This is a genomic window from Streptomyces sp. DSM 106670, from assembly GCF_055792845.1.
The window spans coordinates 915703-937467 of record NZ_CM147704.1; the positions used below are offsets into that span (position 1 = coordinate 915703).

The 21765-nt window shown below is 71.9% G+C and carries 24 protein-coding genes; 14 read left to right on the forward strand and 10 right to left on the reverse strand.

Annotation, left to right across the window (positions count from 1 at the left end; translation table 11 throughout):
- Nucleotides 1–46: 46 nt before the first annotated feature.
- Nucleotides 47–1150, forward strand: coding sequence for a DMT family transporter (locus ACSMXR_RS03850; protein WP_473171241.1), 1104 nt, complete (start codon nucleotides 47–49; stop codon nucleotides 1148–1150).
- Here ACSMXR_RS03850 and ACSMXR_RS03855 read toward each other — a convergent pair.
- Entirely contained in the window at nucleotides 1137–2468 is a 1332-nt protein-coding gene (locus ACSMXR_RS03855; protein ID WP_030623811.1) for an aminotransferase class I/II-fold pyridoxal phosphate-dependent enzyme, read from the reverse strand. The two genes, ACSMXR_RS03850 and ACSMXR_RS03855, sit on opposite strands and share 14 nt — an antisense overlap.
- Before the next feature lie 35 nt (nucleotides 2469–2503).
- Here ACSMXR_RS03855 and ACSMXR_RS03860 point away from each other — a divergent pair, with 35 nt between their 5' ends.
- Nucleotides 2504–3199, forward strand: a complete 696-nt coding sequence (locus ACSMXR_RS03860; RefSeq protein ID WP_137231378.1) for a pyridoxamine 5'-phosphate oxidase family protein — start codon at nucleotides 2504–2506, stop codon at nucleotides 3197–3199.
- A 48-nt stretch (nucleotides 3200–3247) separates the two neighbouring features.
- On the opposite strand, the gene ACSMXR_RS03865 is transcribed toward ACSMXR_RS03860, so the two are convergent.
- The 3 genes from ACSMXR_RS03865 to ACSMXR_RS03875 form a co-directional block, all read right to left on the reverse strand.
- The gene (locus ACSMXR_RS03865) at nucleotides 3248–4213 is read right to left on the reverse strand and encodes a DMT family transporter (protein ID WP_364886151.1); all 966 of its coding nucleotides are present in this window, start codon (nucleotides 4211–4213) and stop codon (nucleotides 3248–3250) included.
- Nucleotides 4214–4373: 160 nt separating this feature from the next.
- On the reverse strand, nucleotides 4374–5399 hold the full coding sequence (locus ACSMXR_RS03870) for an EamA family transporter (RefSeq protein WP_473171242.1): 1026 nt from the start codon (nucleotides 5397–5399) through the stop codon (nucleotides 4374–4376).
- Nucleotides 5400–5587: 188 nt separating this feature from the next.
- Nucleotides 5588–6130: a peptidase gene (locus ACSMXR_RS03875; RefSeq protein WP_473171243.1), complete on the reverse strand. Its 543-nt coding sequence runs from the start codon at nucleotides 6128–6130 to the stop codon at nucleotides 5588–5590.
- Nucleotides 6131–6386: 256 nt separating this feature from the next.
- On the opposite strand from ACSMXR_RS03875, the gene ACSMXR_RS03880 reads away from it, so the two are divergent.
- Together ACSMXR_RS03880 and ACSMXR_RS03885 are read left to right on the forward strand one after the other, a co-directional pair.
- On the forward strand, nucleotides 6387–6581 hold the full coding sequence (locus tag ACSMXR_RS03880) for a hypothetical protein (protein WP_007455626.1): 195 nt from the start codon (nucleotides 6387–6389) through the stop codon (nucleotides 6579–6581).
- Between the two features lie 79 nt (nucleotides 6582–6660).
- Nucleotides 6661–7092: a type II toxin-antitoxin system Rv0910 family toxin gene (locus ACSMXR_RS03885; RefSeq protein WP_473171244.1), complete on the forward strand. Its 432-nt coding sequence runs from the start codon at nucleotides 6661–6663 to the stop codon at nucleotides 7090–7092.
- Nucleotides 7093–7200: 108 nt separating this feature from the next.
- Here the strand turns inward: ACSMXR_RS03885 and ACSMXR_RS03890 are convergent, their stop codons facing one another.
- A complete protein-coding gene (locus tag ACSMXR_RS03890) occupies nucleotides 7201–7809 on the reverse strand; it encodes a PadR family transcriptional regulator (protein ID WP_078611145.1) in 609 nt (202 codons plus the stop codon).
- A 149-nt stretch (nucleotides 7810–7958) separates the two neighbouring features.
- Complete coding sequence (locus ACSMXR_RS03895; RefSeq protein ID WP_473171245.1) at nucleotides 7959–9161, reverse strand: MFS transporter; 1203 nt, start codon at nucleotides 9159–9161, stop codon at nucleotides 7959–7961.
- A 38-nt stretch (nucleotides 9162–9199) separates the two neighbouring features.
- Here ACSMXR_RS03895 and ACSMXR_RS03900 point away from each other — a divergent pair, with 38 nt between their 5' ends.
- Entirely contained in the window at nucleotides 9200–9796 is a 597-nt protein-coding gene (locus tag ACSMXR_RS03900) for a CGNR zinc finger domain-containing protein (protein ID WP_381796377.1), read from the forward strand.
- A 41-nt stretch (nucleotides 9797–9837) separates the two neighbouring features.
- Here the strand turns inward: ACSMXR_RS03900 and ACSMXR_RS03905 are convergent, their stop codons facing one another.
- A complete protein-coding gene (locus tag ACSMXR_RS03905; protein WP_381910481.1) occupies nucleotides 9838–10032 on the reverse strand; it encodes a response regulator transcription factor in 195 nt (64 codons plus the stop codon).
- Nucleotides 10033–10094: 62 nt separating this feature from the next.
- On the opposite strand from ACSMXR_RS03905, the gene ACSMXR_RS03910 reads away from it, so the two are divergent.
- On the forward strand, nucleotides 10095–10778 hold the full coding sequence (locus ACSMXR_RS03910) for a hypothetical protein (protein ID WP_473171246.1): 684 nt from the start codon (nucleotides 10095–10097) through the stop codon (nucleotides 10776–10778).
- Nucleotides 10779–10871: 93 nt separating this feature from the next.
- Here ACSMXR_RS03910 and ACSMXR_RS03915 read toward each other — a convergent pair whose 3' ends face one another.
- Nucleotides 10872–11870 (reverse strand): helix-turn-helix transcriptional regulator, encoded by a 999-nt coding sequence (locus tag ACSMXR_RS03915; protein WP_364886142.1) that lies wholly within the window; start codon nucleotides 11868–11870, stop codon nucleotides 10872–10874.
- A gap of 138 nt (nucleotides 11871–12008) precedes the next feature.
- Between ACSMXR_RS03915 and ACSMXR_RS03920 the strand changes: the two genes are divergently transcribed.
- The 5 genes from ACSMXR_RS03920 (at nucleotide 12009) to ACSMXR_RS03940 (ending at nucleotide 15695) form a co-directional block, all read left to right on the forward strand.
- Nucleotides 12009–12404 carry a RidA family protein gene (locus ACSMXR_RS03920; RefSeq protein ID WP_137231370.1) on the forward strand — a complete coding sequence of 132 codons (396 nt, stop codon included), beginning with the start codon at nucleotides 12009–12011 and terminating at the stop codon, nucleotides 12402–12404.
- Nucleotides 12405–12806: 402 nt separating this feature from the next.
- Complete coding sequence (locus ACSMXR_RS03925) at nucleotides 12807–14042, forward strand: MFS transporter (RefSeq protein WP_473172336.1); 1236 nt, start codon at nucleotides 12807–12809, stop codon at nucleotides 14040–14042.
- A 205-nt stretch (nucleotides 14043–14247) separates the two neighbouring features.
- Nucleotides 14248–14511, forward strand: a complete 264-nt coding sequence (locus tag ACSMXR_RS03930) for a DUF6400 family protein (RefSeq protein WP_240805871.1) — start codon at nucleotides 14248–14250, stop codon at nucleotides 14509–14511.
- Entirely contained in the window at nucleotides 14495–14749 is a 255-nt protein-coding gene (locus ACSMXR_RS03935; protein ID WP_218526822.1) for a hypothetical protein, read from the forward strand. Before ACSMXR_RS03930 ends, ACSMXR_RS03935 begins: the two co-directional genes overlap by 17 nt.
- Nucleotides 14750–14873: 124 nt before the next feature.
- Complete coding sequence (locus tag ACSMXR_RS03940; RefSeq protein WP_137231367.1) at nucleotides 14874–15695, forward strand: PhzF family phenazine biosynthesis protein; 822 nt, start codon at nucleotides 14874–14876, stop codon at nucleotides 15693–15695.
- A gap of 69 nt (nucleotides 15696–15764) precedes the next feature.
- Here ACSMXR_RS03940 and ACSMXR_RS03945 read toward each other — a convergent pair whose 3' ends face one another.
- A complete protein-coding gene (locus ACSMXR_RS03945; RefSeq protein ID WP_449657955.1) occupies nucleotides 15765–16565 on the reverse strand; it encodes a CPBP family intramembrane glutamic endopeptidase in 801 nt (266 codons plus the stop codon).
- A gap of 163 nt (nucleotides 16566–16728) precedes the next feature.
- Between ACSMXR_RS03945 and ACSMXR_RS03950 the strand changes: the two genes are divergently transcribed.
- Nucleotides 16729–18519, forward strand: coding sequence for a substrate-binding and VWA domain-containing protein (locus tag ACSMXR_RS03950; protein ID WP_473171247.1), 1791 nt, complete (start codon nucleotides 16729–16731; stop codon nucleotides 18517–18519).
- 41 nt (nucleotides 18520–18560) lie between these two features.
- Here ACSMXR_RS03950 and ACSMXR_RS03955 read toward each other — a convergent pair whose 3' ends face one another.
- Complete coding sequence (locus ACSMXR_RS03955; protein WP_473171248.1) at nucleotides 18561–20066, reverse strand: glutamate-cysteine ligase family protein; 1506 nt, start codon at nucleotides 20064–20066, stop codon at nucleotides 18561–18563.
- Nucleotides 20067–20558: 492 nt separating this feature from the next.
- On the opposite strand from ACSMXR_RS03955, the gene ACSMXR_RS03960 reads away from it, so the two are divergent.
- A complete protein-coding gene (locus ACSMXR_RS03960; RefSeq protein ID WP_218526820.1) occupies nucleotides 20559–21143 on the forward strand; it encodes a hypothetical protein in 585 nt (194 codons plus the stop codon).
- A gap of 323 nt (nucleotides 21144–21466) precedes the next feature.
- On the forward strand, nucleotides 21467–21673 hold the full coding sequence (locus ACSMXR_RS03965; protein WP_007452228.1) for a DUF5999 family protein: 207 nt from the start codon (nucleotides 21467–21469) through the stop codon (nucleotides 21671–21673).
- Nucleotides 21674–21765: the final 92 nt, after the last annotated feature.

Genomic DNA, 21765 nt, shown 5'->3' on the forward strand with positions numbered 1-21765 from the left:
AAACTCTCGCTTGTCCTACGAGGTCATCTTCGTCAGGCTGGGCACCATGAGCGCTCCCTGCGAGCCGAGGGCCACGGCCCCGGCGTCAGCACCTCCCCCGCCCGTCCCGTCCGCACCACCGGCCCGGCGCCCCGCTCTCGACTGGCGGATCCGGTTCGCGGCGCTCTCGCTCATCTGGGGGTTCAGCTTTCTGCTGATCAAGGTCGGGACCGAGGGCTACGCCCCGTTCCAGGTCACCTTCGGCCGGCTGCTCGCCGGTACGGCGGTGCTGGTCGCGGCCATGGCGATGCGCCGGGAACGGCTGCCGCGTTCGGCCCGGACCTGGGGGCACCTCACGGTCGCGGCGTTCCTTCTGAACGCGCTGCCGTTCTCGCTCTTCTCCTACGCCGAGCTGACGATCCCCTCGACGCTGGCCGGTATCTGCAACGCGACCTCGCCGCTGTGGGGCATGGCGCTCTCGGTGGTCGCCCTGTCGGAGGACCGCCCGACCCGCCGCCGGGTGGCCGGTCTCGGTCTCGGCTTCCTCGGCGTTCTCACGGTGCTGGGCGCCTGGCAGGGCTTCTCCGGCCTGGACCTGCCGGGTACGGGCATGGCGCTGCTCGCCTCGTTCTGCTACCCGGTCGGCTGGATCTACGTCCGCCGCACGCTGGCCGGCACCGGCTCGTCGACGCTGGCGCTGACGGGCAGCCAGCTCTTCCTCGGTACGGTGCAACTGGCCGTGGTGACACCGCTGTTCACCTCGGCGCCCACCTCCTTCCCGCTGCTTCCGACGCTCAGCATCCTCGCTCTGGGCGCGCTGGGCACGGGCCTGGCGGTGCTGCTCCAGTACGGTCTGGTCCAGGAGGTCGGTCCGACGACGGCCCAGATGGTCACGTACTTCATTCCGGTGATCGCTACGGCGGCGGGCGTCGCGCTGCTGGGTGAACGGCTGAGCTGGAACACCCCGGTCGGGGCGCTGATCGTCCTGGTCGGGGCGGCCCTCACCCAGAGCCGCGCCCGCCCGGCCGCCACCGCCGTACCGAAGGAGCCTGCGGGGCACCCGGCCGCCGCCCCGCCCGAAGCGGCCGCCACCGCCGTACCGGACGAGCCGACCGGGCACCCGGCCGCCGCTCCGCAGGGCGCGGACGCCCCACGTCTCAGCCGTAGTTGACCGGTCGCGCCGGCCCCGCGGCGGCGGCCACCGCGTCCGCCAGGGGGCCGATGTCCGCCGCCGTCAGCGGGGAGACGGTGAGTCGCACCCCGGGGGGCGTGTCCAGCCGGAAGCGCGCGCCCGGGGCCGCCGCCCAGCCCGCGTGGAGCAGCCGGGCGACCGCCCCGGTCTCGTCGCTCACGGGCACCCACACGTTCATCCCGCTGCGCCCCCGAGCCGGCACACCGCGCTCCGCCAGCGCCTGGATGAGCGCGTCCCGGCGAGCCCCGTAGGACCGGGCGACCGTACGGGTGTCGACGGCGCCCGAGGTCCACAGATGGAGCACGGCGCGCTGGAGCAGCCGGCTGACCCAGCCGGGCCCGAGCCGCTGCCGCCCCGCCACCCGGTCGACCGTGACGGCGTCCCCGGTGAGCGTGGCGACCCGCAGATCCGGGCCGTACGCCTTGGCCGCCGAGCGGATGAACGCCCAGTGGGCCGTCGCCCCGGCCAGCGGATGCAGCGGCAGGTCGACGATGGCGTGGCCGTGGTCGTCCTCGATCAGCAGCACGTCCGGGTGGCGGGCGAGGACCGCGCGCAGTTCCCGGGCGCGCGGCGCGTCCAGCGACGCGCCGGTCGGGTTCTGCGCCCGGTCGGTGACGACGAGGGCCCGCGCCCCGGCCCGCAGCGCCCGCTCCACATCGGCGGGCAGCGGGCCGGAGTCGTCCACGCCCACCGGTACGGCGCGCAGCCCGAGCGCCGGTACGAGGTCGAGCACGCTGCCCCAGCCGGGGTCCTCCACCGCCACCGCGTCGCCCGGCCTGAGGTGCGCCGCGAGGACCCGCTCGATCGCGTCCAGGGCGCCGGAGGTCACGGCGAGGGGCCCGGCGGGAACCCCGTCGGCGTCCATCGCGGCGCGGGCGTACGCGGCGAACTCCGCGACCACCGGGGCCTGCCCGTACAGACCGTGGCTCTCCGCGTCGGCCGCGGCGGCTGCGGCGAGCGCAGGACCGAGGCCGGGCAGCAGCTCCGGATCGGGATTGCCCTCGCCCAGGTCCCGGACGCCCGGAGGCGCCTCGATCCGCAGCGATCCGCGCGATGTGCTGGCCGGGGCGGGACGCACCCGGCTCCCCCGGCGGCCCGCCGTCTCGATCACCCCGCGCTCGCGCAGCGTCCGGTAGGCGGCCGCCACCGTATTGGGATTGACCTCCAGGCGCGCCGCCAACTCCCGCATGGGGGGCAGCACATGACCCGGCGGGAGGTCTCCGGAGCCGACCCCGCGCTCGACACTGGCGGCAATCTCCGATGCGCGCCGCCCACTGATCCGATATTCTCCTAGCACAAACAACATTATGCACTAGCGCAATGGAGTAAGCAATGCAGCACACCGCACCGCCCGACGGCACGGGCTCCGGCGTCGCCGCCCCCTACCTTCCCACCGATCGCACCGTGCCCACCCGATCCAAGGAGCGCGCCTCCTACGACCGCGAGCTGGTCCACTCGATCCTCGACGAGGCCTACCTCTGCCACCTGGGCTTCGTGCGCGACGGCGCCCCGGTCGTCCTGCCGACCCTCTTCGGCCGGATAGGAGAGCGGCTGTACGTCCACGGCTCGACGGGCTCGCGACCGCTCCGCTCGGCCAGGAGCGCGGACCCCGGGCTGCCGGTCTGCCTGACGGTCACCCATGTCGACGCCCTCGTGCTGGCCAGGTCCGCCTTCCACCACTCGATGAACTACCGCTCGGTGGTGGTGCACGGCACGGCCGTGACGGTGACCGACCCCGAGGAGCGCAGGCGCGCCCTGGACGCGATCGTGGACCAGGTCGTGCCCGGCCGCTCCCGCGACTCCCGGCCGGCCGACACCAAGGAACTGGCCGCGACGGCGGTGATCCGGCTGGACCTCGACGAGGTGTCCGCGAAGGTCCGCACCGGCGGCCCCAACGACGAGCCCGAGGACAGCACCCTGCCCCACTGGACCGGCATCGTGCCGCTCACCCGGGGCTACGCGGCGCCGGTCCCCGCGGACGACCTGGATCCCGCGATCGGCGTACCGGACTACCTGTCCGCGCTCTGACGGAGGTCGCGGCGGCCACGGCTGCCGCGACCCGTCGGACTGGGCCCGTCACACCGCGACGCCCACGGCCTCCTTCCGGCGGGCGGCCGCCGCACCGCGTGCCTCCGCGAGAGCCAGTCCGGCCACGGCGGTCAGCAGGAGCAGCGTGCCGAGAACCGTGGCCGCCGTCAGCCGCTCCCGCAGGACGGTCACCGCGATGACCGCCGCGCTCACCGGCTCCAGGAGCATGATCACGGAGACGGTGGCCGACCGGACGGCGGCCGCTCCGGCGAAGTACAGCGCGTAGGCGAGCGCCGTGGGCACCGCCGCCACATAGACCAGCAGCCACAGCACCTGCCCGGTCTCCGCGGTGTGCGGCACCAGCCCCTCGGCCAGCGCCATGGGCAGCAGGCCCACCGCTCCGATGCCGAACGCCCAGGCGCTGGTGGTCAGCGCGTCGCCGCCGTCGCCGTCCCGCCCGAGCCACCGGGTGAGCAGCGTGATCGCCGCGTACCCGGCGGCGGACAGCAGCGCCAGGAGCACCCCGGCCGGCACGACGTCGCCGCCCTCACCGCCCAGGACCAGCACGACGAGCCCGGTCAGCGCGCCGGTCACGGCGGCCAGTCCGCCGCCGCCGAGGCGTTCGCCCAGCAGCAGACGCGCCCCGACGGCGATCAGTACGGGCCCGGCGCCGAGCGTGACGACGGTGCCGACGGCGAGACCGGTGGCCTCGACCGCCGCGAAATACGCGCTCTGGAACAGGGTGAGCCCGATGCCGGTACCGAGGATCCGGAGCAGCCGGCGACGCCGGGGCTCGGGCTTGCGGGGTGCGCGGCGGGGGCGCAGCGCGAGGGCCCCGGCGAGCAGGACGAGACCGCCCGCGCAGCGCCAGAAGGACAGGGCGAGCGGTCCGAGATCGCTGACCCGGAAGATCAGCGAGGCGGCCGCGCCGGCGGTGCCCCAGGCGACTCCGGCCACGACGAGGTACAGCAGGCCGCGCCCGACGGGCAGCGCGGAAGCAACAGGGGTGTGCATATGAACTTCTCCAGAGAAGGACAGAGTGGTGGGTCGCTCGACTCCGCACGCGGGCAGCGACGAACCGCTCGGGGACTGCCCGAGCCCGGTCTTCGTCAGGAGTGGCCGCGCGCTCTAGGCGGCAGGCGGCGGCAGCACAGTCAGATGCATGGTGGGCACACTAATGCGGGGCCCGGCCGCTGGACAACTCGCCCTCGACGCCCCCGGCCACCGCACCGGTGCCGGACCCGGCGGCGACCGGGCCCGACGGGGGCTTCGGCGCGGCGGACTGGGCGATGAACGCTCCGGTCAGCACGACGAACCCGCCGATGAGCTGCGGCGCGGAGAGGTGTTCGCCGAGGAGCACCCAGGCCAGACCGGTCGCGATGACCGCTTCGAGGCAGGCGACGACCCCGGCCACCTGGGGCGAGAGCAGCCGGACCGAGACGACCCCGGTGACGTACGCGAGCACGGTGGCGAGCAGCACGATCCAGCCGAGCAGCAGCCAGGCGGGGACCTCGTTGCCGTTCATGCCCGCGCTGCCGCCGAGCAGTGACCATTCCATGCCCCAGGGGCGGGCGACGACGGTCAGGACGGCCGCGCCGACGATCAGTCCGTACGCGATGACGCCGACGGGGTGCGGAGGCTCGGCTCGCTCACCCTCGCCGCCGCTCTGCCCGCCGTGGTCGGAGAGGACGAAGTAGCCGACCTGGCAGCAGGCCGCGCCGAGGGCCAGCAGCAGCCCGAGGAGATCGAAGCTGAGCCCGGCCCAGACCTCGACGACGCAGGCGAGGCCGCCGACCGCCAGCACCACACCGACCGCGGCGGCCCGGGTGACGGGCCTGCGCTGCACGAAGCGGACCCAGCCGAGGACCAGCGCGGGCGCCAGATACTCCACCAGGAGCGCCACACCGACCGGGATACGGGAGATCGAGGCGAAGTAGAAGGCCTGGACACCGGCCACCGCGAACAGGCCGAACCCGGCGAGCAGCGCGGGGCGTTCCCGTACGAGGTTCCGGTGGCGCCAGGCGACCGGGAGCATGATGACGGCGGCGCCCGCGACACGCAGCCAGACCACGTGCAACGGGTCGAGACCCGCCTCGATCAGCGGCTTGGCCGCCACTCCCGAACCGCCGAACGCAAAGGCCGAGAGCAGGGCGAGGCCCAGCCCGGCGCTTCTGCCCTGAAACCCCGAAGACGCGTGCATCGGCACATCATGGCAGCAGTCGACAGCACCGTCATCCCCGTGACACCTGTCGAGACGACACCCGCGCCACGGCCCCGGAGCGGGCCGCGCACACGGCGGCCACGGGAACCCGCACCGCCTCCGTAACGCAAGGCCGGTAGGTCACCGTCGCGGGAGGGATCGCACCGTCGCCACCACGCGGAGGCGGCTCACCCCTGGCGTGCCGCCTCCGCCGACAGCGCGGCCACCCGGTCCGCCAGCCACCGCGCTTCCACGCCCCCGCGGGAGAGCACCTCCACCGCCCGGCACTCGGCGTCGGCCGCCAGCGCGGCGAGCAGATCGAGGCCGGCGGCGCGCGCTTCCCCGCGCGTTGCCGCACGGTCCAGCGCGCCCTCCATCGCGGCGAGGGCCGAGGGCGACCAGCCGTCGACGGCCGGGTCGCGCACCAGCGGAACGGCGCCGGAGTCCTCGACGGAGCCCTGCCAGCGGAGCCCGTAACCGATGCTGCGCTGGACGAGATAGCCGAGCACCCTGGCCAGCTGAGGACCGCCGTCGAAGGCCTCGCGGACCTCGGGGTCCAACTCGATCAGCGAGTGGAGCAGGTGGGCGGTGTCGATCTGCCGGTCCCCGTCGCGCAGCGCACGCCTGCGCGCACCCGTCAGCACCGATGCCAGTTCCACGGTGAAGCGGGCATCGAGTTCGGCGTGGTTCGGTGCGGGCTGTTCAGGCATCCGCGGCGTCCGGTTTTGCACACCTCTACCCCATCAGTCCCACGGCCGGAAGACATCCCCGGAGCGACCCATTGGACATCCCACCGAAGTTGGGGACACCGGAGCGGCCCCTCATCCTTGCGGATGAGATCGTGCCGAGGGGCACAACCATGTCAGCCCGGGGGCGCGCGCCGCCTTGCATCGCACGCCCCCACGGCAACCGCCGACCCCCGCGCACACGTCCCTCACGCGACAGCGCACGCGGCTCGGAGAACGGGGACGGGAAGGGAGCAACGGGTTGTTCTGGATGGTCGCCCTGCTCGCCCAGGACGGGCTGCAGTACGTCTACCGCGTGTACGCACCCGATGACGCCCTGCCCGCCGATCTCTTCTGGACGGCCTTCCACTGCCACGACGAGGGCCCCCACCCCCGCGCGTCGGACCGCTTCGACGCCGCGGTGATCTGGCGGAACCGGCAGCCGCAGCAGATCTGACGGTTCATCAGTATTGAATGTTGACGCGACTGCCACTACGTTCCGCGACACCGAAACCGGACGAACCAGGGGTGGTCGCATGGCTGAAGTCAGCGCCGAGGCACGCATCGAGGCGCCCGCCGAGAAGGTCTGGGACCGCCTGACGGACTTCTCGTCGTACGGGGAGTGGAACGCCACCCACACCAGCTTCCCCGGGGGCGGCCCGGCCGAACTGAAGCTCGCGGCCACCTACGAGGAGAACATGAAGCTCATGGGCTTCCCGGCCGAGGTGACCTGGACGGTCGACGAACTGGAGCAGGGCCGCCTGCTGGCGACCCGGGGCAAGGGCCCGATGGGGGCCAACCTGGCCATGCGGTACTCCCTGACCCCGGAGGGCGACGCCACGACGATGCGCATCGACGGGGAGTTCACCGGAGCGGCGGTCTCCCTGATGGGCGGCAAGCTCAAGGACTCCGCGACGGCGGCGCTCCAGGAGTCGCTGCGCAAGCTCGGCGGACTGGTCGCCCCCTGATCACGCCCGGCCGCACGGCACGCGAAAGGCCCCGCGGAATCCGTCCCACGGGGCCTTTCGCATCTGCCACCCACTCGCCTCGGGCGCACAGCCGGCTTCCGGTACGGCTCAGTGCTCGTCGGCGAGAATCAGATAGAGCTTCTTGCGCGCGTCGTTGATGACCGTGAGCGCCTTCTGCCGCTGGTCGGCCGAGCCGGTCTTCCAGACCTGCCCGAACGCCTCCATCAGACCGAATCCGGCCTGCCGGATCTCGTTGACGCCTTCCCAGTCCACGCCGCGCCCGGCCTCCTCCCACGGAGCCTCGGGGCCGGTCTCGGCCTCGCTCCGTCCGGATTCGGTGAGCGTGAACAGCTTCTTGCCGCCCTCGCTGGCGCTGACGATCAGCCCCTCGTCCTCCAGCAGCTGGAGCGTCGGATAGACGGAGCCGGGACTGGGCCGCCAGGCCCCGCCGCTGCGCTCGCCGATCTCCTGGATCATCTCGTAACCGTGCATCGGGCGGTCCTTCAGCAGAGCCAGGATCGACGCCCGCACATCACCGCGCCGCGCCCGCCCCCGGCCACCGCCGCCCCGACCGCGCCCGCCACCGAAGGGCCCGCCGCCGAACGGCGGCCCGAACGGCCCGAAAGCGGCCCGACGGCCGTCACCCTCGCCTCGACCGTGATGACCGGGCCCGTAGTGCCCCGGCCCGTGCTCATAACCATGTCCGTGTGAACGCATCGCTACGCTCCTTCCATCGTTGATCTGTCGCGATGCGTCAACGATATATCGGAAACTATCGGATGACAAGGCCGTCGAATCTCGGTGGATGACGATCTCTCGCGGCGAAGGTTGAGTGATCGCTAAGGATGACCGTCCGGGGGGACCGCTCAAGTCGACATCGTGACGGCCTCGGGCGAGTTGGCGGTTGCCGACGGGATCACGAAGAAGACCAGTGCCGCGAGGGCCGCCACGCTCGCTGCGAGCGCCAAAGCGCCTGGAAGAGACCACGTCGCTACGGGTCCGGCAACTGCTGCTCCCAGGGCGAATCCGGTGATCTTCAGGCTGGCGCCGGTGGTGAAGATCTGGCCTCGCAGGTGATCCGGGGCCTCCCGGTGGCGGACTGCGAACAAGGCGGCCAGCTGGGGACCTTCCCCTATCCCCACGATGAGCACGGCCACGATGAGTACGACTGGTTGACCCCACGGGGCCAACGCCAGCGCGGCAGCCTGGACAAGGGCACTGGCCCAGATGATCGTGTCGGGGGCGACTGAACGCGGGAACCCGGCGAGTACGACGTTGGCCACCAAAGCTGCTATCGCCACGCAGGAGAGCAGCACCGCGCCGCGGCCGGCCTCGCCCAGAACACGTTCGCCGAGGAGCGGGATGCACGCCATCAGCATTCCCTGGGCGATGCAGGAGACGGTCGAGGTGAGAGTGGCTCGGGCCAAGGACGGTCTTCCGAGGATGACCCGTACTCCGGCAACAAGGTCGCTGGTCACCGAAGTTGCCCGCACTCCCAGCACTCGGCCGGGACGGGCGGGCAGCATCCATGCGGCGGGCAGCGCCAAGGCGATGAGCACCACAGAGACCACCACGGCCATCGGGGCGCCCAGCGCCTCTGCCACACCGCCGGCGAGAGCCGGACCGGCCAGACTCGCCATATTGAACGTCATGGCATCGAGCGCATTCGCCCGGGGCAGTCGGTCACCCGACACCACACGCGGAAGTTGGGCCGTCCATCCGCCCGACAGCGCCGGCCCCAACAGCCCTGTCACCGCTGCGATCAAGATCGTGACAGCGAACGGCCACCGCCCCAGTCCCCCAAGAATCGCCCCCAGCCCCACCGCATACAGGACAAGGGCTCCGGCCAGCAGGCGTCCCGGCCGATGCGTTCTGTCGAGGAGTGCCCCGAGCACCGGCCCCCCTACAGCGGCAGAGATCGTGATGGCCGCGAGCAGCGACGACGCGGCGATGGTCGATCCGGTCAACGCAAACGCTGTCAGCATCAGCGCCGGCCCTGACATCTCGTCCCCGGCACGGGCTGCCACCGCACCGCCGAGATAGAAGCGAAGTGAGTAACGCTTTTTCACCAGCAAGACGTTACGGATGTAACTCAAAACTTAGCAAGATGCGTTACATTTCACAGGTGTCATTCCACAGCGACGATGGGTCCACCCGGCACTCCGTGCTGACCACAGCCCGGCGCACCGCAGCCCTGATCAACGCCCTGGCTGACGACTGCCCCGACCCCACCGACGTCGCCGACGTGCTCCGTGACTACGGCGAGACCGACCCCATCGACCTCACCACCCGCGACGTTGCCGGGATGCACGCGGCCGCCGCACTGCTGCGGCCGGTCTTCGCCGCTCAGCACGCCGATGACGCCGCGACCATCCTCAACCAGCTCCTGGCGGACCACACCGGACCGCTCCGCCTGACCTCGCACAACGGCAGCACTCCCTGGCACCCCCACCTCGACAGCGAGGACGACGCCCCCTGGGACGAGTGGCTTCTCGCCTCGTCCTGCATGGCCCTGACCGTTCTCGTCTGGGACCGCCAAAGTCCGCCCGGCAGGGTCTGCGCATCCCCCACCTGTCAGAACGTCTTCATCACCCAGGGCAGCGGCCCGGAGCGTCGCTACTGCTCCCGTCGATGCGCGACCCGCGAACGAGTCGCAGCCCATCGACACTCCCGCTCCGCCGAGTCACTGCGACGGGTCAGATGACGCGCGACGGGAACCGCGGGCCGTGACCAGTAGCGGAGGCGCTACGTGAGCAGGTGGCGGCGGTAGCCCTCGGCCACCGCCGAGGCCCGGTCGCGGACGCGGACGCGGAGCTTGTCGTAGATGTGCTGCAGATGGGTCTTGACGCTCGCGTCGCCGATGAACAGCGCCGTGGCCGCATCGCGATTCGGGTGGCCGTTCGCGACCAGTTGCGGCACCTGTTTCTCCCGATCGGTCAGCGGCCCTCGGCTCTCTCGCCTCTCTTGCCGTCCCCTCGCTTCCCTTTCCTTCGCTTCCGGGGATGGGAATACTTCGCCGGATGATCGTGATGCGGCCCGTTCTGGAGATGAACACCCCTGACGGCTTCGACCTCTGGCCCGTCGTGGAGACCGAACGGTTCGGCTTCCTGCCGCTCGGCGGTGACCTCTCGCCCGCCGAGGTGGGGACAGCTCTCATGCGCATCGCCGCGTGCAATGACGTCGACCCCGCGGACGACGGAGAACTGCCGCCCCGGCCGGCCGACCCCGTCGGCGGCTTCCTGCACGGACTGCTGCATCTCGACAACCTCTACGCCGCGGGCGGCCTGCGGGTCACGGACACCGCCACGGGCGTCGTCTTCTCGCCCGGCTGCTGCGACGGGCTGGAGGACTGGCGGGACTGGTACGTGGTCGCCGACTGCGGGGGCGGAATCGGGTACGGCCACGAGCCTCAGTCGTCGCTGGCCGAACGCCTCGGCGACACCGTCCGCCTGACCGTCGACACTGACCGGACCGACAGCCCGGTGATCGACCTGTCGGTCACCGAGCTCCGCCGTCTGCTCGCCGACGTCGAGCGCGACCTGACCGGGTTCCTCGCGGCGGCGGCCGACTGGGTCTCCGAGCACCTGCCCGGCCACTCCGCTCCCCTGATGGCCGCCCTCTCCCGCGTTCTCGACGTGCCTCCGCCCGGCACACCGCAGGCGCCGCCCACCACGGAACGGACGTAGGACACAGGGCGCAGGACATCGGCCATCGGCCTCCGGTCCAGGTCCGGCGACACGGGCCAGCGGGCCAGCGGGCCGACCCGACCCGGCGGAGTATCAGGGTCCGCCCGGGCGGAAGGGCTCCCGGGATACCTCTCCGTAGCGGGCGGCGACCGTGGCGGCCCGGTCCCGCAGGGCGTTGCGCAGCGACTGCGGGGCCAGGGCTTCCGCGTCCGTGCCGAGCTGCCACAGGGCCCATTCGGCGTGCCGTGAGTCCTGGAAGGTGACCTCCAGCCTCGGCCAGCCGTCCGCGTCGGGGGCTTCCGCGCGGACGGCCAGCACGGTGCCGAGCAGCTCCTCGCGCCGCACCGGGTTCACCCGTACCAGCACGGTGAGGTGGTCGTCGGCGAGGAACCGCGCGGAACGTTCCCGCCAGATCCGGTCCAGATCGACCCGGTCCGGCCGCTGTGCCGGTTCGGGCAGCTCCTCGGCGGCCAGCACCCGCGACAGCCGGTAGGTGCGGTCCTCGCCGGATCTCGTGGCCAGCAGATAGCCCCGGTCCCGTACGGTGACCAGGCCGATCGGGTCCACCGTGCGCCACCGCGGCCCCTGCCCCGTGGCCGCGTAACGGATGCGCAGCTTGTGCCCGGCGAGGACGGCCCGGCGGACCTCGACCATGGTGGCGCCGGGCACCTCGTCGGCGGCGGTCCGGCGTGAGAGCAGATCGGTCTCCGGGTCGACGAGGAACCGCCGGGCCGCGTCGCCCGCGGTGGCCTGATGACTTTCGGGCAACGCGTCGACGACCTTCCGCATCGCCGAGGCCAGCGCCGCCCCGAGGCCGAACACCTGCTCCCCGCGCCCCGATCCGGCGGCCAGCAGGGCGAGGGCCTCGTCGTGGTTCAGCCCCGTGAGCTCGGTCCGGAAACCGGGCAGCAACGCGAACCCGCCGTGCCGGCCGCGTTCGGCGTAGACCGGAACGCCTGCCGCGGACAGCGCCTCGATGTCGCGCAGCACGGTACGGGTGGACACCTCCAGCTCGCGGGCCAGTGTGTCCGCGGTCAGCCGGCCGCGCTGACGCAACAGCAGTACCAGGGAGACCAGTCGGTCGGCGCGCATGCGGGAACCGTAGCGAAATACATGACCAAGGGTGTCGTCTTTGATTGGGAGGCTCCTCGGCACGACATCGAACCCGCGGTCGCCGCCCGAGCAGGCAGCTACCGCGTATCGAATGAACCGAATGGAGCTGAAGTGGCCGTGGAACGAACAGCCGTCAACCCGGTGACCTGGTCGGTGGACCTGGGGTTCAACCAGGGTGAGGTCGTCTCCGGGCAGACCCGGACCCTGTACATCTCGGGGCAGACCGCGATGAGCGACGACGGCAAGCCTCTGCACGACGGCGATATGGCGGCGCAGTTGGCGCTGAGCACCGACAACCTGGAGGCCGTGCTAGGCGAGGCCGGCATGTCGCTCGCGAACCTCGTCCGGCTCAACGTGTACACGACCGACGTCGATCTGCTCCTCCGGCACTACGGCGTGCTGGCGGGGCGGTTGGGCGCGGCCGGGGTGGCGCCGGCCAGCACCCTGCTCGGGGTGACGCGACTCGCGGTCCCCGGCCAGCTGGTGGAGGTGGAGGGCACCGCCGTCGCGTGATGCGGCCTCGTACGCCCGTACTCACCCGTAGTCGCCCGTAGTCGCCCGTAGTCGCCTGCGGACACCCGTAGTCGCCTGTGGCCGCCTACGGTCGCCTGCGGTCGTCGGTAATCGCCTGTCGCCCCGGCCCGCCGAGCGCTAGCGTTCGGGGCGACGAGTGAGCCACGGAGCGGGGAAGGCGGAGAGACATGCCCGGTCGTCCGAGCGCGCGTTGACGTCGTAGGCCGAGACCGGCCCGTCATCGCGTGCTGCCTCTGAAGTCGCGGCACAGCGAGCCCTTTTCCGCCCGATGCCCGGCGTGCTCTGCGCGCCGGGCGGTGGTTCTCGTTTCCGGCGACCCCAGAGGCTTCCGTGCAGTCCCCTGCTTCTCCTCCTTCCCCTTCTCCCTCCCCCGCCCCTTTCCTGTGGCGGGACGCCGACTTCCGCAGGCTCTGGGTGGGCCAGACGGCCTCCCAGCTCGGCGAACACACCACACTCGTCGTGCTGCCGCTCTTCGCCGTCCTGACGCTCGACGCCCCCGAGCGCCAGTTGGGCGTCCTCCGCGCCGTGGGGCAGGCGCCGGTCCTGCTGCTCTCGCTCCTCGCGGGTGCGTGGGTGGACCGGTGGCGGGCCCGCACCGTGATGGTGCTCACCGACGCCGGCCGCGCCGTGGCGCTGGGCGCGGCAGCCGTGGCCGGACTCCTCGGACTGCTCGGCCTGCCCGCGCTGTTCGTGGTGGCGTTCACCGTCGGGGCCCTGTCCGTGCTCTTCGACGTGGCCTACCAGGCCTCCCTCGTACGGATGGTGCGGCGCGATCAGCTCGTGCGGGGCAACAGCGCGCTGGAAGGCAGCCGGTCCGCCGCGCAGATCGGTGGTCCCGCGCTCGGTGGTGCGCTGGTGTCCCTGCTGTCGGCGCCGGTCGCCACCGCCTCCGGCGCGCTGTTCTTCGCGGTGTCGTTCCTGTCCCTGCGGCGGATCCGCCGACACGAAGCAGTGCCTCCGGTACGCGGAGAGCAGCCGGAGCGCGCCCCTCGGATCCGGCACCGGATCCACGAGGGCCTCCGCTTCGTCGCCGGAAACCCCTGGCTGCGGGCCGTGTGCCTCGCCTCGGCCGCCTTCCAGTTCTCCCTCGCGGCCACGATGACCGTCTACCTCCTCTTCCTCCCGCGCGAACTGCAGCTGCCGGGCGCCACCGTCGGTCTCGCCCTCGCGGCGACCGGGCCGGGTGCGCTCCTGGGCTCGGTCCTGGCCGCACGGCTGCCGGGGCGGTTCGGCCACGGTGCGGTGCTCGTGTCGGCGGCGGTGCTCGGCAACGGCGCGCTGCTGTGCGTACCGGCACTGCACGGCTCATCGACCGCGACGGTCCTCGCGCTCCTTGCCGTCAACTTCGTGTTCGGGGCCTTCAGCCAGCTGGTGAACGTCACGGTCATGTCGGTACGGCAGGCCGTCACGCCCGACGGGATGCAGGGGCGCGCGGCCGCGACGATCACCTTCGTCGGTATGGGCCTCACCCCGCTCGGCTCGCTGCTCGGCGGCATCCTCGCGCAGGAGTGGGGGCTGCGTGCCGGGCTTCTGGTGGCAGCCGCGGGCATGATGCTGTCCCCGGCCGTCATGGCGGCCTCCCCGCTCGTACGCCTGGGACGGAGGCTCACGCTATGACGTGCGCCACAAGGCCGCGCGCCCTGCCGGGCCGCCGTGAGCACCTCCGTACGGACAACACCCCGTCCTCGCCCACCGATCCGAGGACGCGTCCCCGGGGCTGCGGGACCGAGGCTCCACCGGGCGACTTAGGTCACCCTTCCCTGCCGCCGCGGACCCCTGGTACAGATGGTGAGGATTCACCCCCCACACCGGAAGCGCAGCCATGAACGCACCCCTGCATCAGGACGGGACAGCCGAGCTCACCCCCTTCACCATCGACCTGACCTTCGAGGAAGCCCGGCGCCGGGCCGAGGTCGTCGCCGCGCTGGGGCCCGACTGGGATCCGGTGGCCGCCCTCCGCAGCGAGAACGAGGCCTACGCCCTGCTCTACTCGGGCCTGGACGCCGATCAGCAGCGCACCTACGACCGGCTGGTGGCCGCCGGTGTCCTGCCGGACGAGGACCCGGGCCGTGCGGCTGCCCATTGATCCGCAGGCGGACATCGCCCGCCGCGCCTGGCTGGCCTGCCCCGCCTGCGACGACGCCCGGCACTGCGCGACCTGCGCGGACCGTCGCACCTGCGGCGAGCACTGGCGCTATCTGATCTCCAACAACGGTCCGGTCGTGCATCTGCAGTGCCCCGGCTGTACGCACACCTGGTCGCTCGACACCCGCCCCGGCCGTACGCCGGTCGAGCCGGGGCCGGGGCGTACCGCCGAGGGGTGACCCCGCTGCGGGACCCTCGGCTCCAGGAGTCGCGGGTGCGCGGCGCGCCGACAGGGGCGGGCAGGGGCCAGACACCCGGAATTGGCCTTGGCCGAGTTCCGCGCCGCCGCCCTACGGTCGACCCATGAGGATTCGCATCGTCGACGCGTTCACCGACCGCCCCTTCTCCGGAAACCCCGCCGGCGTGCTGCTGCTGGAGAGCGGCGCGTTCCCGGCCGCCGAACGCCTCTCGGAGATCGCCGCCGAGGTCAACCTCTCCGAGACGGCCTTCGCCCACCCGCTGCCGCCGGGCGGCACGGCCGACTGGGCGCTGCGCTGGTTCACCCCGACCGCCGAGGTGGACATGTGCGGGCACGCGACGCTCGCCACCGCCCATGTCCTGCACACCACGGGCCTGGCCACGGGCCCGGTACGGTTCGCCGCGCGCTGCGGGATCCTGACCGCGACCGCGCACCCGGACGGCTCCCTGACCCTCGACTTCCCGACCTCCCCACTGGCCGAGGAGCCGGTGCCGTACGGTCTCGCCGACGCCCTCGGGGCCGACCCCGTCTCGGTGCACGACACCGGCGAGTACGTCGGGGACCTGCTCGTCGAGCTTCGCGACGAGGCGACCGTACGGGCGCTCGCCCCGGACTTCGCCGCGCTGGTGGCCCACTCCCGGCGCGGCGTCATCGCCACCGCCGAGGCCGAGGACCCCGCCCGGGGCTACGACTACGTCTCGCGCGGCTTCTTCCCGGGCGTCGGCATCGACGAGGACCCGGTCACCGGCAGCGCCCACACCGCGCTGGCCCCCTTCTGGTCGGCCCGCCTCGGCCGCGACGACCTCACCGGACTCCAGGCCTCCGCCCGCTCGGGCCTGGTCCGCACCGCGCTGCGCGGCGAGCGCACCCTGCTGACCGGCAGCGCGGTCACGGTGATCGACGGCGAACTGCTCACCGCGCTCTGACCGACGGCCCCACCGGGGTGCGCCGAATCCCGGCGCACCCCTTCCGCCCCCTCACCGCACCGCACCCGCTCAGAGCGTGGGCAGCCAGCCGACCCGGCCCGCGAGCAGCGCGTATCCGACGAACGCCCCGATGTCCAGGAGCGCGTGCGCGACGACCAGCGGGCCCACCCGGCCCCAGCGCCGGTAGAGCAGGACGAAGACGACGCCCATCACCACGTTGCCGATGAAGCCGCCGATCCCCTGGTACAGGTGGTACGAACCGCGCAGCACGGAGCTGGCCACCAGGGCCGCCATCGGGGTCCAGCCCAACTGCCCGAGTCTGCGCAGCAGATAGCCGACGACGATGACCTCCTCGACCACGGAGTTCTGGATCGCCGAGAGGATCAGTACGGGGTACTTCCACCAGACCTCGGGCAGGGACTCCGGGACGACCGTCAGGCTGAATCCGGTGGCGTGCGCCACGAGGTAGAAGGCCAGTCCGGCGCTGCCGATGCCGGCCGCGACCAGGGTTCCCCGCCCGAGGTCGAACCAGGGCCTGGCCCGGTCGAAGCCGATGGCCCGCAGGCCCGTTCCCTCCCGGATCAGCAGATGCGCGACCAGCGCGACCGGCACCAGCGCCGTTGCGATTCCGAACATTTGCCAGGACAGATCAAGCCATGGGCGGTCCGGAGCGTACGAACCGTTGAGCTTCGCCGCCTGGTCCTTCAGTCCTCCCGGTTTCGTCAGTGATCCGACAAAACTGATGAGGGAGGAGAGTGCACTGGCGCCCAGCGAGAGCGCCAGGACCAGTACCACCTCGGACCGCAAGATCCTTCGTGACACGGCCTCTTGGGGAAAAGAATCAGCCACGCGCCCGGCCTCCACCTGCACACCTGCCTTTTGTTCTGCAATCGCGTCTCATCCCGCCAACCGTCCCGCTAGTGTCTCGAATGCACGTACGAAGATCATGCGCGACAGGCCGGGGGACGACCGCCATCGCTGATGGCGCGGTCCCCCTTTCCTTGTTTCATCCTCAAGGAGGGGCACCACCGACATGGGACGTCATAGCTTGCCCGACGACCACGCGGCGGAAGGACGCCGGGACCACCAAAGCCCCCGGCGCCGGCGTCGCACGGTCGCCATCGCCACTGTGCTCGTCCTCGCCGTGGCGGCGGGAGGGGCGGTGGCGGTCAAGGGCGGCCTGTTGTCGTTCTCCGGGCCCTGCGGGGACTCCACCGTCCAGCTGACCGTGGTCGCCTCCCCGGACATCGCCCCCGCCGTACGCTCCGTGGCCGAGCAGGTCCGCGCGGACGAGGTGAGGGCCGACGGCCGCTGCCTCGCGGTGGAGGTGCTGGCCCGCGATTCGCACAAGGTCGCCGAGGCGCTCGCCGGGGGCGTGGAACCCGACTTCCAGGTCTGGCTGCCCGACTCCGACCTGTGGCTGGAGCGGGCCAAGGGGCTGGGCGAGGGCATTCCCGTCTCCCCGTCCGACTCGGTGGCCTCGTCGCCGGTGGCCCTGGCCATGGTGCCGTCCGCCTCACGAACCCTGGGCTGGCCCGAAAAGACGTACTCCTGGGCCGAGTTGGTCGCGGCGGCACTCGGTTCCGACCGGGTGCGCCTCGGTGCGGCGGACCCGGCGCGCAGCGCCACCGGCCTGCTGGCGCTCACCGGCATCGGCGCCTCGTCCGCGCGGCAGGGCGGGGACAGCGACACCCGGCTCGCCCAGACCGCGAAGGTGCTCGCCGAGCGGATGTCGGACAGCGACGCGCAGGTGCTGGAGACCCTGGCGCGCAGCACGTCAGGGGCCGAGGAGGGCAACCCGAAGCGCAACCAGGCGGTCCTGATCTCCGAGCAGTCGGCCTTCACGCACAACGCGGAGGCGACCGGCGGGGGCAAACTGGATCTCTTCTACCCGGAGGACGGCACGCCGCTGCTGGACTACCCGTACACGCTGGTGAACGAGGCACGGCTGAGCACCGCGGAGTCCCGTGCGGCCCTGCGCTTCATGAATCTGCTGGGCGACCGGGAGGCGCGGGCCACGTTCGCCGAGCACGGGTTCCGGGCCGGCGACGGGACCGCGGAGGACTCCCTCGTCGCGGCGGCGGGCGGCCGAAAGCCCCAGCCGTACGCCGAACAGGCCGCCGAGGCGCCGTCGGCGAAGGTGCTCCAGGAGACGCTGGGAATGTGGACCATCACCGTGCAGAGCGCCCGGCTGACCACGGTGGTCGACGCCTCCGGCTCCATGGCGACACTCGTTCCGGGCCGGGGCCAGTCCAGGATGGACGTCACCAAGGAGTCGCTGATCCAGGCGCTGGGCCAGTTCACCCCGAACGACGAGATCGGGCTGTGGGAGTTCGCCACCACGCTGGACGGCGACAAGGACTACCGGCGGCTCATGCCCACGAAGCGGCTCGGCGACCCGGTGAAGGGCGGCGGGACCCACCGGGAGAAGCTCACGGCCGCGTTCGCGGCCCTGCAGCCGGTGCCGGGCGGTGCGACCGGGCTGTACGACACGACGCTGGCCTCGTACAAGGAGGCCCGGTCGACGTATCGGAAGGGCAAGTTCAACGCCCTGGTGATCCTCACCGACGGCTCCAACCAGGACGAGAACAGCATCTCGCGGACCGGGCTCATCGCCGAGCTGAAGGAACTGGTCGATCCGGAGCGGCCCGTCCCGGTCATCGCCATCGCGGTGGGCCCGGACGCCGACCGCGACGAGGTCGCCGAGATCGCGCGGATCACCGGCGGCGACGGCTACGAGGTGAGCGACCCGGCGGAGATCCAGGCGGTGATCCTGCAGGCCATCATGGCGGCGGGGCAGAACGGACGCGCCGCACAGGAGTGACCGGCCGACAGGCCCCCGCGCGGCGCGTCCGGCGCCCCGCGTCAGGGCGCCGGGAAACCTACCGGCCAGGTGTGCACCGGCTCCCCCGCGTGCATCAGCTCCGCATAGCGGCGGGTGGTCGCCGCGAGCGCAGCGTCCCGTCCGAGCCCGGCGTCCAGGGCCCGGCGGTACGTGGCCACCTGCCAGGAGGCCCCGTTGACGCGCCGTTTGCAGCGCTCCTCGATCACCCCGAGATAGCGGTCCCGGTCCGCGGGCTCGATGTGCCAGGCGTCCAGCCCCGCGGCGGCCAGCGGCAGCAGTTCCTCCAGCACCAGCTGTACGGCGGGGATCCTGGCCAGCCCGCCGGAGCGGCCCGGCCGGGGCCAGAGCAGCTCGGCCTCGATGCCGTGCCGGCAGGCCTCGGTGAAGTTCTCCTCGGCGGCCTCGAACGGCAGCCTGCTCCACACCGGCCGGGACTCCTCGGCGAGCGCCCGTACGAGCCCGTAGTAGAAGGCGGCGTTGGCGATCACATCGGTGACCGTCGGCCCGGCGGGCAGCACCCGGTTCTCCACCCGCAGATGCGGGACGCCGTCGGCGATCCCGTACACCGGGCGGTTCCAGCGGTAGACGGTGCCGTTGTGCAGCACCAGCTCGGCCAGCTCGGGCACCCCGCCCTCGTCCAGCACCTTCAGCGGGTCCTCGTCGTCGCAGATCGGCAGCAGCGGCGGGAAGTAGCGCAGGTTCTCCTCGAAGAGCTCCTGGGCCGAGCCGATCCAGCGCTCGCCGAACCAGGTCCTGGGGCGCACGCCCTGGTTCGCCAGCTCCGGCGGCCGTACGTCGGTGGCCTGCTGGAACAGCGGCGGCCGGGACTCCCGCCACAGCTCCTTGCCGAAGAGGAAGGGGGCGTTGGCGCCCAGCGCGATCTGGACGCCGGTGATCGCCTGGGCGGCGTTCCACACGTCGGCGAACCGGGCGGGCGTCACCTGGAGGTGCAGCTGGACCGAGGTGCAGGCCGATTCCGGGGCGATCGAGGGCGAGGTGCAGACCAATCGCTCGACGCCTTCGATATCCAGGGCGAAATCCTCCCCCCGGGCGGCCGCCATTTGATCGTTGAGCAGGGTGTAGCGGTCCACGTCCGAGAGATTCGCGGACACCACGTCGTGCTCGCCCAGGGTGGGCAGGATTCCGATCATCACGATCCCCGCGTCCACCTCCCCCGCCTTGCGGTGGGCATAGGCGAGACCGGTCCGCAACTCCTCCGAGAGCTGATCGAATACCCGGCCGCCGAGGCGGTGCGGGACGATATTCACTTCGAGATTGAACATCCCCAGTTCGGTCTGGAAATCCCGGCTCGCGATGCGCTGGAGTACTTGCTGATTCATCATCCGGGGCAACCCGTCGGATCCCGCGAGATTCAGCTCTATCTCCAGCCCCATCAGGTTCCGCGGACGGTCGAACCTCCGCTCCGCCAGGAGTCTGCCCAGCGCCTCCAGGCACTGGTTGAGCTTGGTGCGGTAGGCCTGTCGATCGGACAGGTCAACGGCTTCCGCCACGACCTTCTCCCCCATCTAGGGGTCCCTCCTCCAGTGGGCGGCCCGCGGCCCAGGCCGCTCGCATCACGATCGATAATGCCCAGTGGGAGTGATCCGTAACGCCCCCACGGGCCTCCGATACCCGATAGTCTGGTTGAAGGAGACCGGGGGCACATTCCCGCGGCATGCGGCTCCCCGCATTTTCGGCCGGAGCATGCGTGGCGGAAACACCGACGAGTTTCGGCCGACCGCACTGCCGGAAGGACGCCAGGTGAGCGTCGACAACACGGGCTCAAATCACCAGGAATACCGCGATTCGAAGGCCGGATGACGCCTTGTGCGACATATCAGCGGCTGCTAGCGGAAACACTGTGTGAACATGCGTCATATAAACTCCGCTCAACGAGGCAGAGAATCGATACGACTCGCCCGTCACCGGCCGTCTCCGGCCCGCATGCCCGCATGCCGACAGCGCCGTCTGCACCCGCCCAAGCTCCACCGTGTCTCCGAAGTGAGAGGCGACCCACTATGCCGCTGCATGTTCCCTCGGCTCCCGCGCCCGCCCTGCGCAGCGTTCTCGCGGCCCTCGGTTCTCCCACCGCCGTCCGCGAGGCCAAAACGTCCGCCCTGCGGTCCGTCCAGGGACCGCTGAGCCCCGAACTACCGCTTCCCGTCCATGTGCTGGACCGGATCACTCCCGCCAGGACAGCACCGCTGACACGCCTCGCGGCCTGGCGTTTCCTGATCCGGAGCGAAGGCCGCGCGATCGCCGCGGCGGACACGGTGCTCACCCCCGACGGCTGGACGTTCTCGCACTTCTTCGAGGGGCCCTACCTCGCCTCGACCGAGCTGGCCGTCCGGCAGGCCGAGGCGTCGGCCCCCGCCTGCCAGGCGCGGCTGCTGTCCATCCCGGAGCTGTACATGCTCACCCTCTGGCTGCACGGCGACACCGAGGCCGATCCCGCCGGCGGGGTGCTCGCGCCGACGGACGTCCTGGTGCCCCTGGCGCCGGCCCCGCCGGGCATCGCCGCCCACCGCCCGCACCGGGTCGCCGATCTGCTGCCCGTCATCTCGCTGCGCGTGGCCCCCGGGCCGCTCCTCAGCTCGGCCTGACCGGCGCCGTTCCCGGCACACCGCCCCCGCAGCGACCCCCGTCCGCCCGCACACCGGCGGAGGGGATCACTGCGGGGGCGGTGTGCTGCCCACTCGGACTAGCCCCATCCGGCCACCCCGAACCACCCAAAGGGACAGTGCAGTTGCGGTGAACCGTCCGCGCGGGTGATGCGTCATGGGAGGAGTACGGGTGCTGCAGCGAAATCCCTGCGGATTCTTCCCCGTAGGGCAACACTGGGACCGGACCGACTGATACGGGGGCGGCCATGAACAACTCATCCAGCCGCAGGACACTCGACTCGACGCAGCGAAAGAACCCATCCATGTGCCAGCACCAGCCACCCTGCCCCACCGCCGATTCACCCGACCGGGAGGCCGCCCGCCTGACGGCCCACCATCCCGAACAGGGGTGGAGCCTCCTGTGCAACGGCGTCCTGCTCTTCGAGGACACCGGCGAACTGCTGCCCGACGGGCAGATCATCGCCCCGCACCGGCCGCTGGCAGCCGGCCGCGTGGTGAAGGCCGCCTGAGAGCGGCCGTACGAAACACTCGTACGAAGAAAAGGGGCCGGCCCGGAGAGATCTCCGCACCGGCCCCGACGCATGTCCGGGCGTACGCCGCT

Excerpts from the sequence above, each read along its gene's own strand:
- ACSMXR_RS03850 (WP_473171241.1), top strand. The coding sequence starts at position 47 with ATGAGCGCTCCCTGCGAGCCGAGGGCCACGGCCCCGGCGTCAGCACCT.
- ACSMXR_RS03860 (WP_137231378.1), top strand. The coding sequence starts at position 2,504 with ATGCAGCACACCGCACCGCCCGACGGCACGGGCTCCGGCGTCGCCGCC.
- ACSMXR_RS03865 (WP_364886151.1), bottom strand. The coding sequence starts at position 4,213 with ATGCACACCCCTGTTGCTTCCGCGCTGCCCGTCGGGCGCGGCCTGCTG.
- ACSMXR_RS03870 (WP_473171242.1), bottom strand. The coding sequence starts at position 5,399 with ATGCACGCGTCTTCGGGGTTTCAGGGCAGAAGCGCCGGGCTGGGCCTC.
- ACSMXR_RS03885 (WP_473171244.1), top strand. The coding sequence starts at position 6,661 with ATGGCTGAAGTCAGCGCCGAGGCACGCATCGAGGCGCCCGCCGAGAAG.
- ACSMXR_RS03890 (WP_078611145.1), bottom strand. The coding sequence starts at position 7,809 with ATGCGTTCACACGGACATGGTTATGAGCACGGGCCGGGGCACTACGGG.
- ACSMXR_RS03900 (WP_381796377.1), top strand. The coding sequence starts at position 9,200 with ATGCGTTACATTTCACAGGTGTCATTCCACAGCGACGATGGGTCCACC.
- ACSMXR_RS03910 (WP_473171246.1), top strand. The coding sequence starts at position 10,095 with ATGGGAATACTTCGCCGGATGATCGTGATGCGGCCCGTTCTGGAGATG.
- ACSMXR_RS03915 (WP_364886142.1), bottom strand. The coding sequence starts at position 11,870 with ATGCGCGCCGACCGACTGGTCTCCCTGGTACTGCTGTTGCGTCAGCGC.
- ACSMXR_RS03930 (WP_240805871.1), top strand. The coding sequence starts at position 14,248 with ATGAACGCACCCCTGCATCAGGACGGGACAGCCGAGCTCACCCCCTTC.
- ACSMXR_RS03940 (WP_137231367.1), top strand. The coding sequence starts at position 14,874 with ATGAGGATTCGCATCGTCGACGCGTTCACCGACCGCCCCTTCTCCGGA.
- ACSMXR_RS03950 (WP_473171247.1), top strand. The coding sequence starts at position 16,729 with ATGGGACGTCATAGCTTGCCCGACGACCACGCGGCGGAAGGACGCCGG.
- ACSMXR_RS03955 (WP_473171248.1), bottom strand. The coding sequence starts at position 20,066 with ATGGGGGAGAAGGTCGTGGCGGAAGCCGTTGACCTGTCCGATCGACAG.
- ACSMXR_RS03960 (WP_218526820.1), top strand. The coding sequence starts at position 20,559 with ATGCCGCTGCATGTTCCCTCGGCTCCCGCGCCCGCCCTGCGCAGCGTT.
- ACSMXR_RS03965 (WP_007452228.1), top strand. The coding sequence starts at position 21,467 with ATGTGCCAGCACCAGCCACCCTGCCCCACCGCCGATTCACCCGACCGG.